The sequence below is a fragment of the Brevundimonas sp. genome, assembly GCF_041688735.1.
Taxonomy (GTDB): Bacteria; Pseudomonadota; Alphaproteobacteria; order Caulobacterales; family Caulobacteraceae; genus Brevundimonas.
Genome location: NZ_JBDNHO010000106.1, coordinates 1 through 14,195 on the forward strand (window position 1 = coordinate 1; position 14,195 = coordinate 14,195).

Sequence of the window (14,195 nt, forward strand, 5' to 3'; positions counted from 1 at the left end):
CCGCGCAAGCGTCAAGCGCCAGACCCTCCAACATCGGCGCTTGCAACACCGCAAAATCGCCGCCTAAATATAAACCCCAGACGAGGCCATCTCTCCGCTAAATCCGCCCCCTGACTGTCCCAAAACTTCTGACGACGTACAGACATGGGCGAGAGAGTAGACGATTTGGGAGGGTGTTGAAAAAGGGTGCGGTCAGCGGTGGCCTCAATGAGAACGCTAATCTTGGGATTTGCCGCGACCCAATATGGCGGTAGGACCGAAGGGTCGTCGATGCTACGTTTTGGGATTGCTGACCGTCTGATCGGGCGTTTGTAAAAGAAAGCCTTGCGCTCCAGCCACGACAGCCGCGCATTCTGGGAAACTTCACTCATGCCGACCATGACTGATTTGGGCCAGGAGCGGCTGTGGAGCTACACGCGGCTGCTCATGCTCACCGCCAAGTTTGACGGCACCATTGTTTCTGCAAATCCCGCATGGACGCATATGCTCGGCTGGTCAGCCGATGAAATCGTCGGGACAAAGTTCTTTGATCTTCTTCATCCTGACGATCTCGAACGGTCGGTTGCAGCGGCAGCGGCATTGTCGGTCGAAGGGCAGCATTTACCGAAGTTCGAGAATCGCTATCGGACAATGAAAGGCGACTATCGCGACATCGACTGGACGGCGGTTTCGGATGGGGAGTTCATTATCGCAATCGGCCGGGACAATAGCCAAGAAAAGACCCAGGCCCGCGCTCTCGCTGAAGCCCAAGAAGCCACGCGGCAAGCGCAGAAGATGGAAGCGATTGGTCATTTCACAGGCGGTGTGGCGCACGATTTCAACAATCTTCTGACGATAATCACGGGGTCGGTCGAACTGCTACGACGACCCAACCTCTCGGATGAACGCCGCTCCAAGTTCATAGATGCCATCGGCGATACCGCCGAACGCGCCACCAAGATCACGGGTCAACTGTTGGCCTTCGCCCGCCGTCAGTCGCTAAATCCCAAACTTTTCGACGTTGGCGAGAGCGTCGCCGAGGTCTCCAATGTGCTGCGGACGCTGACCGGTTCTCGCGTCGAGTTGGAAGTGAAGTTGCCGAGCGAGCAACTGTTCACCCTCGCTGATCGCAGCCAGTTTGATACCGCCGTAATCAACTTGGCGATCAACGCCCGCGACGCGATGAACGGCGATGGGCGACTTACGATCTTTACGGAGGCGGTTAAGGGAATTCCAAAGCAGCGGTTAGTAGAAGCGGTAGCGGGAGATTTTGTCGCCGTCACCGTGAGTGACACGGGTTCGGGAATCGAGGAAACAAACATTGCCAAGATTTTTGAGCCGTTTTTTACCACGAAGGAAGAGGGGCTTGGAACAGGTTTAGGGCTAAGTCAGGTGATAGGCTTTGCCAAGCAATCTGGTGGTGACGTTCATGTTCGCAGTGAACTGGGCCTCGGTTGTAGCTTTACGATCTACCTGCCCCAAGTGAGCAATAAAGACGTGCTGATGGACAAGACAATACCCGTTCTTGCTGTTGACGGCGAAGGTTTTTGCGTTCTGGTGGTGGAAGACAACGCAAGTGTTGGAGATTTCGTCAACAGAGCATTGACAGAACTCGGCTTTGACAATGTTCTGGTGGATTCTCCACATAGGGCATTAGTCGAATTGTCGAAGAAGCAAGACCGCTTCAACGTCGTCTTTACGGATGTGGTCATGCCCGGCATGTCGGGTATAGAACTTGGAGAGGAAGTTCGGCGACTATACCCCGATATTGCCGTGGTTCTGACAAGTGGTTTTAGCCACGTTCTGGCACAGAATGGTCCGCAAGGCTTCGAACTACTCCGTAAGCCATATTCTATGGATCAGTTGTCGAGGGTGTTGCGCGAAGCATCAGCTTGGAATGCCGCCAAACGGACGAAGTAGCTTGGATGGTCTGCGTGCGGTCAAAAGCCGTCATTCCCAGATGGGCCGTGAGCCGACATTCCATCCGTTCGAACTCATCGAACGATTTCAGGTCATAACCTGGGTTGTCGTGACTTAAGGACGCTTTGTGTAGCAGTCGCCCGCCTGTTTTCCTGAACGTTTCCCACAACTTGACCCCTGATCGTGGTCGCCATTGTGTAGCAAGGGTGTGTAGCAATCGTCGAAACACGGTTGTGCAGACGGTAAAACCGCAGTCTTTTCAATGACTTAGAGGCCCTTTGGGCTGATACGGGCGGGCGGTTTTATAGTCTTTTTACACCCGTTTTTACAGTCCGGATTCACGCCTTGTTCGCGGCGTCGCTCACCTTGCGGGCCTCCCGAAGGCTCACAACCTTGTCGACGCGGTCCTGCGCGCTATGAATCGGCGTCCAAGGCGGGCCCCCATAATCATGCCGGTAGGCTATTGGCGAGATTGAAGAAAGACCGACTCGGGGCGGGTCCCAAGCGGTGCCCATTATACGATAAATCACGGTCGAAAATCGAGTTGGATCAGTTACTTGTCCAAAGCTGACAGGGTCACGCTTTGGACGCCGATCTACACCGCAGCGCTGCTCAGACAGCCACCTTCAGCCTCGGCAGCAACTCGTCGGCATCGACTTGATCCATTGCCGTCCAACGAAGATCGCCGGCATAGCGCCAGGCCATGCGGCCCTCATCGTCGAGGGCGAAGAGGTGCAGCCAGCCGTTGTCGAACAGGGCGCGGACATGGTCGTGCCGGCGCAGGATGTCGGTCATCGCCTCCCGGGGAGCCTCGATGCAGACCGAGAGGCGGAGCGGCTCGTGCACATAGCGCTCGCCGTCATGGACCGATTGCCAGGGAAGGCCCGCCCGCAAAAGCCCTCCGTTGCCCTCGACAACGCCGATGCCTCCGGTGACGTTGTGCAGGAGCTTGTTGCCGCCGCCGAACACGTCGGGTGCGACGGTCGATCCGTAGTACTGCAGGCTGATCCAGCTCGCGACGACGACCGGCGCGGTCATGATCAGTTCCAGAACACCGAAGCTCCTGTCCTGCATCCAGTCATAGTCATGCAGGAAGGCGCGGCCTTCCAGGCTCTTGCCAGCCGTGCGCCTGCGCGGCGCGGCGATGAAGGCCTTGCAACCCGCCAGGGCCCATTCCGGGCGCGTCTCGGCCCAATCGCGGCTGCGCCCCGGGATTGACGCCTGGTCTGCCGCCCGCGGCAACCGCAGGGCACGCTCACCCCGCGAAAGCTTGCCGGCCGCTTCGAGCCAGGTCTTTGCCTGCACGAAATCCCCGGCGTGGGCGGCGGAGGGATGGTCCTCCGCGTAGAGGGTCACGTGATCCGTCGTCGTATCGTGCAGCGCGGCGAGAAAGAGCGTGTCGGCAGGGATGTCGATGCCATTCGGTTTCAGGCCCGCCCTCACCTCCGGATCGTTCAGAAGCCCCGCGAGCAGGCGGGCGTTGACCTCGCCCGAATATCCTCCGCAGGCTCCGCAATGGAGCCCGCTGGCGTGGGGATTGTTGACGACATTGGCTCCGTGACCCGCCACCATGACCAGCCGCGCGAAACCCGAGGTCAATGACATGGCCCGCAAGACGGTTTCCGCCGCTTGGGTCCGCGTCGCGAGATCGAGCGCAGGCTCAAGGCGGGGTGCCGGGTCGTTTGGTACCGGCGTGCCCTTGAGCCCCAGGGCGTCGCTGACGAGCTTGCCGACATAGATCGGACCCGCCGCTTCGACGAAGGCGAAGGAGGAAACAGCGGCGAGTTTGAACCGGCCCCAGGCCCGCGTCGCCCGCGCCTTGACCCTCGCAGACTGATCGGCCGGCGCGAGCTCGGGTCCGCCGGAGCAGGAGCCGACACCGGGGTTGAGCAGGACCGGAAGCCGCAACTCCTCGACATCGGAGGCAAAGCGGCGGTGCTTCGTGGTGAGCCCGAAGAATCCGGCGAAGCCGAGCGTCCGGATCTGTGGGTTCACGCTCTCCAGCGCGCGGCGGAACACCTCCGAGCGCACGTCAATGCAGAAGGCCGCCTGCAACGCAGGGCGATCGTCCGATGTCGGCTGGGAAGCCTCGGCAAACATCATGGCCAAGGCCCGTTGAGCCGACCGCTCCGCCGCTTCCTGAAGGATGGCGTCGACCACGAGGTCAGGGGTCGCCTCGACGGGTTTTGAATGCGCCTCAACCACTCCCGCCCAGTCGCCAGCGAGGTCCGGGCCGTAGCGAAGGAACAGGGCTTCCTCCCAGATCAACCGGATCGCGAGGAAGTCGGTGATGGTCTCATCCGAACTGCCCGCGAGCTCGGCCTGCCAGAGCTTGTAGCGCGCATACTGGGCACAGCCGCCCAGGGTCATGAGCATCTGGTGGAAATAGGTCTCCATGGCTTCTGGCCCGAGGCCGAGCCGCGCGGCGACGCGGGCGATGACGGCGATCGCGCTCTCAGGCGCTTGCGACACGTGCAGGGCAAAGCCAGGCAAACCCGCTATTTCAGGCGTCAGATCGTGCGTCGCTACCGCTCGCCAGGCCGAATAGGCGCTCATTCCGCGCGGCGCCGCCCAGAGCGCCTGACCCTCGTCCAGATATCCGCCCGCCCAGGCACCGAACCGCTCGCCGATCAGGCCCGGCCAGTCGATGCCGGAGATTGCAGCCGCGAGGTCTGCCATGGTCGGCAGAGCCGCCGGCGTCGGCACGTCGCACGCCGGCGCAGCCTTCAGAGCCGAAAGGTCGGCAGGTCTCAGAAGAGTTGGCGCGCGCGTCCATGCCTCGATCAGATCAGCGTCGGAGATGACCCCCGTGGAAATCTTCTCCCGGTACCAGGACCTCGGCATGGTGACGGGACTGCCCGCGACCCGAGACAGGAGAGCGCCTGTTTGTCCGAGGCTCGCGCCCGCCTGCCCCAGGAACGGATTGACCGCGACGCTCGAAGCCAGCGGCCATAAAGGAGGAATCGCGCGAACCGCGTGATCCGCTGCGGCCTCCAGGCGCTGCATATCGGTCAGGTCGGAGGGCGTAGAACGAGACATTTTCAAAGCTCCGGATTGATCAGGACGCGCTGCGGTTGGACCAGCCGCCGACCAGCCGGTCGAAGACAGCGTTGGCGTAGAAGCCGTTCGAGAGATGCACCCGAAGCCCCGCTGCGGCGGGGTGATAGGCCCAGAGCGGGAACATGGCCTGCACGATGGCGACCAGGCCGAAGCTGATCACCGCGAGCACGATCAGCGCCCATTCGAGTGGCCCCGGTGCCGGCGTGGCGGGCAGAATGTCTGCGGCAAGAAACGTCGCAGCAGTCTGAAGAGCGAAATAGCCGACCGAGGTCGCCACGGCGTAGACGGCAGTGCGACGCGTGAGCGCCTTGGGTGCAGCGTCGGCGAACCCCTGAGCCAGCATATAGGCCACGCCGAAGATCAGGATGGCCCCCAGCGCGATCGCCTGGGGCGACTTGTGGGTGATGTCGAACCCCAGACCCACCAGCACGTAGATCCCTAGCGCAACCACGAAGGCGCGAGCGACGGCCCCGGCCTTGGGGACCGCGACGGGACCCGGCCTGCGGATCGCCGCGACTTTTTCGACGGCTCCGCCGGACGCCAGGAAGGAGTGAGCCTTGTAGAGCGAGTGGGCCACGATGTGGAGCAGCGCCAAGGGAAAGAGCGCCAGTCCGCACTGCATGATCATGAAGCCCATCTGCGCGACCGTGGACCAGGCGAGCGAGGTCTTGACCGCCGGCTGGGTCAGCATGACAAGGCTGCCGAACAGCGCCGTAAAACCGCCGATCAGGACGAGGACGGCGAGAACGCCCGGGGCCAGCAGCATGACGTCAGCGAAGCGGATCAGAAGAAATCCACCCGCATTTATGACGCCTGCATGGAGGAGTGCCGACACCGGCGTCGGCGTCTCCATGACCTCGGTCAGCCAGCCATGGGTCGGAAACTGGGCCGATTTGAGGATCGCCGCGAACGCCAGCAGGCCTGCCGCTGCAACCGCAAGGCCGCCCCCTTCTCCCGCGCGGGCAGCTTGCAGGATCGCGCCGATATCGACCGTGCCGTAGGTGACCCCTAGCATTATGACCGCGCCGATGAGGGCGACATCGCCCAGGCGGGCGGTGACGAGCTTCTTGCGGGCTGCACGCTGCGCGGCCACCCGATCGCGGTAGAAAAGCAGAAGCCTGTCGAGGAAGACGCTGGTCGCGATCCAGGCGAGAACGAGCTGAACAAGATTGCCTGCGGTGATCAACAGCATCACAGCCGCAAGGGTCAGGCACATCCAGCCGGTGAACGTCCCCTGCCGGGCCTCGCCGTCCAGATAGGTCCCGGCGTAGCGTGTGACGATCCAGCCGACGAAGGTGACCAGAAGCAGCATGACGACGCTGACGGAGTCCAGCCGGACCGACAATCCGAAGCCATTGAGTCCGATCAGAGGACTGACGCCGGATCCAAACATGATCAGACCGACCGCCGAAGCGACGGCGGCGACAACGCCCAGAAGCGCGGCGGCTTCGGCCAGCCCGGCGAGATGTTTCGGCCTGCGGCCGGAGTTCAGGAAGCCTATCGCCGCACTGGCGAGCAGCGGCACGGCTGCCAGCAATGGCAGAAGATGGATCAACACGGAAAGCCCCCTCGATGCGCGCATCGGTTCGGCGGCGTTGATAGGTGAGTCGCTGTCGGGCTAAAAGTTCATTGTTGTGAGGATATCGTTCGTTTTAATAGAACCATATGAGAGACCTCAACTACAATCATCTTCGCTATTTCTGGGCGGTCGCGCATGAGGGAAGCCTCACCCGGGCGGCGGCGCACATGAACCTGTCGCAGTCCGCCCTGTCTGTTCAGATCCAGAAACTTGAGCATCAGGTGGGCCACCCACTGTTCGAACGGGTGGGCCGCAATCTCGTCCTGACCGAGGCCGGCAGGATCGCACTCGACTATGCCGACACGGTGTTCAAGGCGGGCGACGAACTGCTGAGCACCCTGAAGGGAAGACCGGTAGCCAGCCGTCAGGTCCTGCGGGTCGGGGCACTGACCACGCTGTCCAGAAACTTCCAGCTCGAGTTCCTTCGGCCACTGGTCGACCGTTCGGACGTGGAACTGATCGTCCGGTCGGGCAACATGCGCGACCTTCTTGCGCAACTGGAGGCGCACACCGTCGACGTGGTGCTGGCAAACAGCACCGCACCGCAGGATGCGCGCTCATCGCTGCGCAACCACCTGCTGAATGAGCAGCCGGTCAGTCTGGTCGGCCGTCCGCGGACGGACGAGCGCACGTTCCGCTTCCCGGAAGACCTGCGCACTGAACCCCTGCTTCTGCCAAGTCTCGACAGCGATATCCGCGTGGCGTTCGACCGGCTCCTCGAACTGGCCGGTGTCAGACCGGTCATCCTTGCCGAGGTCGATGACATGGCCATGCTTCGCCTTCTCGCCCGCGAGCGCGAGGGGGTTACCCTGGTGCCGCCGATAGTCGTCCGCGACGAGCTGGAGGCGGGCATTTTGGTCGAGCACTGCCGCATCCCCGGGGTCACCGAGCGCTTCTACGCGATCGTGGCGAAACGACAGTTCCCCAATCAGCTTCTCCTGGAAGTGCTCAATTTCGACAAAACGGGGATACCGAAGCCCACATAACAATCACAGTTGTGGATCGGCGTCCAAGACGGGACCCCCTTCATCATGCCGGTAAGCTACTGGCGAGATTGAAGAAAGACCGTTTCGGGTGGGGTCCCAAGCGGTGGCGATTATACGATAACTCGTGCTCGAAAATCGAGTTGGATCAGTTACTTGTCCAAAGCTGACAGGGTCACGCTTTGGACGCCGATCCACACTCGCTGAATTGCCGCAACCACAGAATGCCAGATGCGGATCGCGATATGGGCGGCCGGGTCGACGACATGCGAAGTTCTGCGGTTCCGTTCAGGATCAGACGTGAACCGTATCGTCTGTAGCAAGCAGACGCCATCGACCTGAACCGCGACGGACGCGATCAATCGGGGCCCAGAGTCTGTAAGAATGGGCTTTCATGGACGATTCAGCGTTGTCCGCGCACCCATCAAATCGAGTGACGCAAGAACCCGTCATCTGTCGCCCAGATGGAGCAGCTTCTCTGCGAGTGCTGAAAGTTTGAACTGCTTGATCAACCTGGCAAGGTCGGCGGCGATGCCCCTCGACCTCGGCATAAGCGAACCTTAGCCTAGGACGTGGTCATCGCTACAGTGGCGAAATAGTTCTCGGCATCATCCACGGCGGCGCACCATTTTTCAACGATAACAAGTACTTGTGGCGCCAACCCGAGACGGTCTTTTTACAACCTCGTCAGTGACTTACCGGCTAAAAAATGACGGGTCCCGTTTTGGACGCCGATTCACAAGCCTTGACTCCTCACACCATGAGAGAGGCATATGGGAGAACATAACAGGAACATTTGGTGCCTTCGACCCTTCAGATCGCGCAGCTGAAAGCCCGGTTGGCCAGCCTGTCTCGTCATGAGACGGGCGGCGGGACGGGGCGGTTCACGCTCGGGATGGACCGTGTCGATGCGTATCTGGACCCCGGACCTTGTCTCTTTTGCCTGCACGATATCCATGCCGGGACCGCCGCCGATGCTGTGGCGGCCAATGCCTTCGCCCTGGGTCTGGCGACGCGCGCGACCCGGGATCGACCCCTGGTCTGGGTATTCCAGAACCTGGCCAGCCAGGAGGCCGGGAGGCTGCATGGGCCGGGCCTCTACGAATGGGGATTGCGGCCAGAGAGCGTGCTGGTCGTTCGGGTGCGCGACGCCACGGCCATGCTGGCGGCGGGCGAGGAGGCGTTGAAGAGCGGAGCCGTGGGCGCGGTCCTGTTGAGCGGCTGGGGCGAGGCCAGGGCCATGAGCCTGACCGCCAGTCGGCGTCTGGCGCTGGCGGCGCGGGCGGGGGGCAGCACGGCCTTTGTGGTGCGCGCGGCGGCGGCGGCCATGCCCAGCGCCGCAGAGACCCGCTGGTCGGTGCGCGCGGCCCTGTCGACCGGGCTGGAGGCGGGGGCACCGGGACGGCCTGCCTTTGTCGCCGCCCTGACCCGCAGCCGCCAGGGGGCCCCGCCGACCGAATGGACGCTGGAGTGGGATCGTGAGACCCGCGCCTTTGCCGAGCCCGCGCCGCTATCTGGCCGTCTGGTTCCCGTTCCTGTCTTCGGATCGGCTGCGGCGCGAGCAGGCGCGACAGGATTGCGCCGGACCGGATGACGATGCGGGGGCTCCCACGCCCGTCGTGCTGGTCGAAAAGGTCAGGGGGGCGCTGCGGCTCGCGGCGCTGAACCGGGCCGCCTGCGCGCTGGGGCTGACGCGCGGCATGACCCTGGCCGATGCCCAGGCACGGACGCCCGACATCCGCACGATCGTGCATCGCCCCGACGCCGATGCCGCACTGTTGCGACAGGTGCTGAACGATTTCGGGCGGTTCACGCCGATGGCGGCAATCGATGGCGACGATGCCCTGATCCTGGACGTCACCGGCTGTGCGCATCTGTTCCGCGACGAGGCCGGGCTGGTCCGGGCGGTTGAGGCCCGTGCGGGCCGCATTGGTCTGGCCGTCCGGACAGCGATGGGCGGGACGGCCCAGGCCGCGCGGGCGCTGGCACGGTTCGGACGCGGCGGGGTGTTTGAGGCCGGTCAGGACGGGGTGGCAGTGCGCGCCCTGCCGATCGCGGCGCTGGAACTGGACGAAAAGGAGCACCAGGCCCTGACGCGGGCGGGTCTGCGGACGCTGGGCGATCTGGACGACCGTCCCACCGCGCCCTTGGCCGCGCGGTTCGGGACCGATCTGCCGATCCGGCTGGGGCGGATACTGGGGCAGGAGGACGTGCGGATCACGCCGCTGCGCCCGCCTCAGCCCTGCGTCGTCGATCGCATCCTGTTCGAGCCGATCACCGAGACGACCGACGTGGAGGCGGTGATCGGCGACCTGCTGACCGAGGCCGTGGCTTGGCTGAATCAGCGTCGGCTGGGCGGTCGCGCGTTCGAGGCCGCCTTCTTCCGCGTGGACGGCGCGACGCGACGGATCACGGTACGCACAGGTCGGGCGACACGCGAGGCCTCCGGTGTCATGCGGTTGTTCCGGGAGCGGTTGGCGGCCTTGACCAATCCGCTCGATCCCGGCTTCGGTTTCGATCAGGTGCGGCTGTCGGTGCCGGTGACACAGGCGATGGCTCCGACCCAGTCGGGGTTCGAGGCGGAAGCCCCCGGCACAGAGGATCTCGACCGGCTGATCGACCGGCTGACGGCCCGGCTGGGGCCGGAAGCGGTAGGCCGGTTCGAGCCGGTGGAGTCCCATCTGCCCGAACGCGCCGCGCGCCTGGTCTGGGCAGGGCGTCGTCAGAGCGATGCCGGATGGCCCGCGCGCGATCCGGAATCGCCGCCGCTGCGCCCGTTGCAGATGTTCGATCCGCCCCAACCGATCGAGACCGTGTCCCTGGCCCCCGATGGCCCGCCGGCCCAATTCCGCTGGCGACGGGTGACGCATCAGGTGGCGCGCGCCGAGGGGCCCGAACGGATCGGCGGCGAATGGTGGCGCAGGCCCGGCCACCGCTCCCGCGACTACTACCGTGTCGAGGATCGCGACGGCCGTCGCTTCTGGCTTTTCCGCGCCGGCTTCTATGGTGAGGAGCCCGAGCCGCGCTGGTATATCCACGGCCTGTTCGCATGAGTGCCCCCGCCTATGCCGAACTGGCGGCGGCCAGCAATTTTTCGTTCCTGCGCGGGGCCTCGCATCCCAAATCGCTGGTGCTCAGCGCGATCCTGCGGGGCCATACCGGTCTGGGGCTGGCGGACCGGAACACAGTGGCGGGCGTGGTCCGGGCCTGGAGCGCGCTAAACGTTTTGCGCGAAGAGGGCCTGTCTCCGCCCGAGAAACTCCGCGACGGCGGGTTGCCCGGCGAGACTGTCTTCGTCGAGGATCCGATGAACGATCCGGCCCTGTCGGACCTGGTCAAGGCGCGAGCGCAGGATTTCCGCCTGGTCACCGGCGCGCGATTGGGTTTCAACGACGGCACGCCCGACATCGTCGCCTATCCCGAGCACCGGGCCGGATGGGGTCGACTGACGCGCCTTTTGACGCTCGGCAATCGTCGCGCCGTCAAAGGCCAGTGCGAGCTCGGGCTTGCCGACCTGCTGGCCGATCCGGAAGGCCTGCTACTGATCGTCATGCCCGAACGGCGACTGGAGGGCTTGCCGCCGCTGTTGTCCCGGCTGGAGGCGGCCTCGCCCGGCTCGGTCTGGTTGTCGGCGGCGATGCTGCGGCAGGGCGATGACCGGCGTCGGCTGGCGCGACTGAAGACGATCGCACAGGCGGCCGACGTCCCACTGCTGGCGGTCAATGACGTGCTCTATAACGACCCGTCAGAGCGCGACCTCCAGGACGTACTGACCTGTATCCGCGAGGGCGTGACGATCGAGGCGGCGGGGCGTCGGCTGCTGGCCAATGCGGAACGCCACCTGAAACCGCCCGCCGAGATGGCACGCCTGTTCACCGACGCGCCCGAGGCCCTGGACCAGACACAGAGCCTTCTGGCCCGCGCCCGGTTCGACCTGAAAGACCTGACCTACAACTATCCGCAGGAGCCGACTCCGCCGGGCTGGTCATCGCAGGCCTGGCTGGAGGACCTGACCTGGCGGCACGCCCGCATCCGCTATCCTGACGGCGTTCCGGACAAGGTCGAGGGGCTGCTGAACAAGGAACTGGCCTTCATCCAGACCCGGAATTTCGCCCCCTATTTCCTGACCATCCACGACATCGTCCGGGTCGCCAATTCGAAGGCTATCCTGTGTCAGGGTCGCGGATCGGCGGCCAATTCGGCCGTCTGTTATGTGCTGGGCATCACCTGCGTGGACCCGGCCGAGAACGACCTGCTGTTCGAACGCTTCCTGTCCGACCACCGGGGCGAACCGCCCGACATCGACGTGGATTTCGAGCACGAGCGACGCGAGGAGATCATCCAGCACATCTACGACCGCTATGGCCGTCACCGCGCCGGCATCGCCGCCACCGTCATCCGCTATCGCCCCAAGAGCGCCATCCGCGAGGTAGGCAAGGTTCTGGGCCTGACCGAGGATGTGACGGCCCGCCTGGCCTCCAGCCAGTGGGGCAGTTGGGGCTCGGAGATTTCCGACCGCCACGTCGAACAGGCGGGGCTCGATCCGGCCAATCCCATGATCGGGCGGGCGGTCCGGATGGCCACGCGTTTGCTGGGCTTCCCGCGCCACCTGTCCCAGCACGTCGGCGGCTTCATCCTGACCCAGGACCGGCTGGACGAGCTGGTGCCCATCGGTAATGCGGCCATGGCGGAGCGCACCTTCATCGAATGGGACAAGGATGACATCGACGACCTGCGCCTGATGAAGGTCGATGTGCTGGCGCTGGGGATGCTGACCTGTATCCGAAAGGCACTGGACCTGATGCGCGATCACGACGCCGCGCCCCATGAACTGCACACCGTTCCGAACGAACAAGCCGACGTCTATGACATGCTGTGCCGGGGCGATTCGATCGGTGTGTTCCAGGTCGAGAGCCGGGCCCAGATCAATATGCTGCCGCGCCTGAAACCGCGCACCTTCTATGATCTGGTGATCCAGGTGGCGATCGTGCGGCCCGGCCCGATCCAGGGCGACATGGTCCACCCCTATCTGCGTCGACGTAACGGACTGGAGCGGCCGGACTATTCGAAACCCGGACCCGGCTACAACCAGAATGAGCTCAAGGAGGTGCTGCACAAGACGCTGGGCGTGCCGCTGTTTCAGGAACAGGCGATGAGGGTCGCCATGGTCGCCGCCGAATTTACGTCCAAGGAAGCCAACGGCCTGCGCAAGGCCATGGGCACATTCCGGGGCGACGGCACCCTGTGGAAATATGAGGGCCGGATGGTCAACCGCATGGTCGAGCGCGGCTATGAGCGCGACTTCGCCCAGCGTTGCTTCGACCAGATCAAAGGCTTTGGATCATACGGCTTTCCCGAAAGCCACGCGGCCAGCTTCGCCAAGCTGGTCTACATCTCGTCCTTCATCAAATGCCGCTATCCTGCGGCCTTCGCCTGTGCCCTGCTGAACTCACAGCCGATGGGCTTTTATGCCCCGGCCCAGATCGTGCGCGATGCCCATGAGCACGGCGTCGAGATTCGGCCGATCGATGTGAACCTCAGCGATTGGGACAACACGCTGGAGGGTCAGCCGGGGTCATTGGCGCTACGGCTGGGCTTTCGCCAGATCGACGGGTTTCGGGAGGCGTGGGCCGATACCCTGATGGCCGCGCGCGCTCCATTGTCCGGGGAAATGGCGTTCGAGGGGGTGGAGACACTGGCCCGGCTTGCCCGCCTGCCGGGCGCGGCGCTGCGCAAGCTGGCGGACGCCGACACCTTCCGCTCCCTCGGCCTGGACCGGCGCGAGGCGTTGTGGGCCGTGCGTCGTCTGCCCGACGACGCGCCCCTGCCGCTGTTCGCCGCCGCAGACGCTCGCGAACTGGGCGAGGAAGCTGATGCCTGCCTGCCCCGAATGCGACTGGGCGAGCACGTCGCCGCCGATTACCAGACCACCCGCCTGTCGTTGAAGGCCCATCCCATGGCGGTTCTTCGCCCGATCTTCGCGGCCGAATCCATGCTGACCTGTGCCGCGATCGAAACGAAACGCAGCGGCACAAAGGTCCGCACAGCTGGCATCGTCCTGGTCCGCCAGCGCCCCGGCAAGGGCAACGCCATCTTCATCACCCTGGAGGACGAGACCGGCGTCACCAATCTGGTCCTGTGGGCACGTATGTTTGAAGAATACCGCCGCGTGGTCATGGCCGCGCGCCTGATGGGCGTCGAGGGGGTCGTCGAGAAAAGCCCCGAGGGTGTGGTCCATCTGATGGCGCACCGGGTGTTCGACCGCTCCGCCGAACTGGACCGGCTTTCGGACGGTCACCGCGCCGAAATCACCCTCAGCCGCGCCGACGAAATCCTGCGCCCCCAGCCTCCGCGTCCGCCGCGCCATACGCATCCGAGGAATGCGCGGATATTGCCGCGATCGCGCGATTTTCATTGATGCGAATGTGCGGGGATGATGGTCATGGCTATGAAAATGGTGTGGGTTTGTGGCTCTGAAACACCCGGACCGCGACACACATCCTGGCATTGGTTGTTACAGCCCGGAGCTGCCACGCTAGGCTCAGGACCCATTAAAGGGATTCACACGGTCGTGGCGATCTGATTCACTGGTGGCAGGAGGAGCCTGTCATGAGTGATCTGTTTTGGCTGACGAACAAGCAGATGCGTCGGATCAAGCCATATTTCCCGCTGTC

7 protein-coding genes are annotated in these 14,195 nt (G+C 63.9%); 5 read left to right on the forward strand and 2 right to left on the reverse strand.

All coding sequences use genetic code 11. The annotated features are described in order from the left end of the window. Positions 1 to 324 precede the first annotated feature (324 nt). Complete coding sequence (locus tag ACESMO_RS11400; RefSeq protein ID WP_372708265.1) at positions 325 to 1,899, forward strand: ATP-binding protein; 1,575 nt, start codon at positions 325 to 327, stop codon at positions 1,897 to 1,899. Positions 1,900 to 2,511: 612 nt separating this feature from the next. Here ACESMO_RS11400 and ACESMO_RS11405 read toward each other — a convergent pair. After that, positions 2,512 to 4,938 (reverse strand): YbcC family protein, encoded by a 2,427-nt coding sequence (locus ACESMO_RS11405; protein WP_372708266.1) that lies wholly within the window; start codon positions 4,936 to 4,938, stop codon positions 2,512 to 2,514. 19 nt (positions 4,939 to 4,957) lie between these two features. Further along, positions 4,958 to 6,517 (reverse strand): proton-conducting transporter membrane subunit, encoded by a 1,560-nt coding sequence (locus ACESMO_RS11410; protein ID WP_372708267.1) that lies wholly within the window; start codon positions 6,515 to 6,517, stop codon positions 4,958 to 4,960. 107 nt (positions 6,518 to 6,624) lie between these two features. Between ACESMO_RS11410 and ACESMO_RS11415 the strand changes: the two genes are divergently transcribed. From ACESMO_RS11415 to ACESMO_RS11430, 4 genes are all read left to right on the forward strand, one after another. Further along, positions 6,625 to 7,524 (forward strand): LysR family transcriptional regulator, encoded by a 900-nt coding sequence (locus tag ACESMO_RS11415; protein ID WP_372708268.1) that lies wholly within the window; start codon positions 6,625 to 6,627, stop codon positions 7,522 to 7,524. Between the two features lie 796 nt (positions 7,525 to 8,320). Then, positions 8,321 to 9,115: an ImuA family protein gene (locus tag ACESMO_RS11420; RefSeq protein ID WP_372708269.1), complete on the forward strand. Its 795-nt coding sequence runs from the start codon at positions 8,321 to 8,323 to the stop codon at positions 9,113 to 9,115. After that, on the forward strand, positions 9,000 to 10,574 hold the full coding sequence (locus tag ACESMO_RS11425; RefSeq protein ID WP_372708270.1) for a DNA polymerase Y family protein: 1,575 nt from the start codon (positions 9,000 to 9,002) through the stop codon (positions 10,572 to 10,574). The genes ACESMO_RS11420 and ACESMO_RS11425 overlap by 116 nt, the downstream gene beginning before the upstream one ends. Then, on the forward strand, positions 10,571 to 13,939 hold the full coding sequence (locus tag ACESMO_RS11430) for an error-prone DNA polymerase (protein ID WP_372708271.1): 3,369 nt from the start codon (positions 10,571 to 10,573) through the stop codon (positions 13,937 to 13,939). Before ACESMO_RS11425 ends, ACESMO_RS11430 begins: the two co-directional genes overlap by 4 nt. Positions 13,940 to 14,195: the final 256 nt, after the last annotated feature.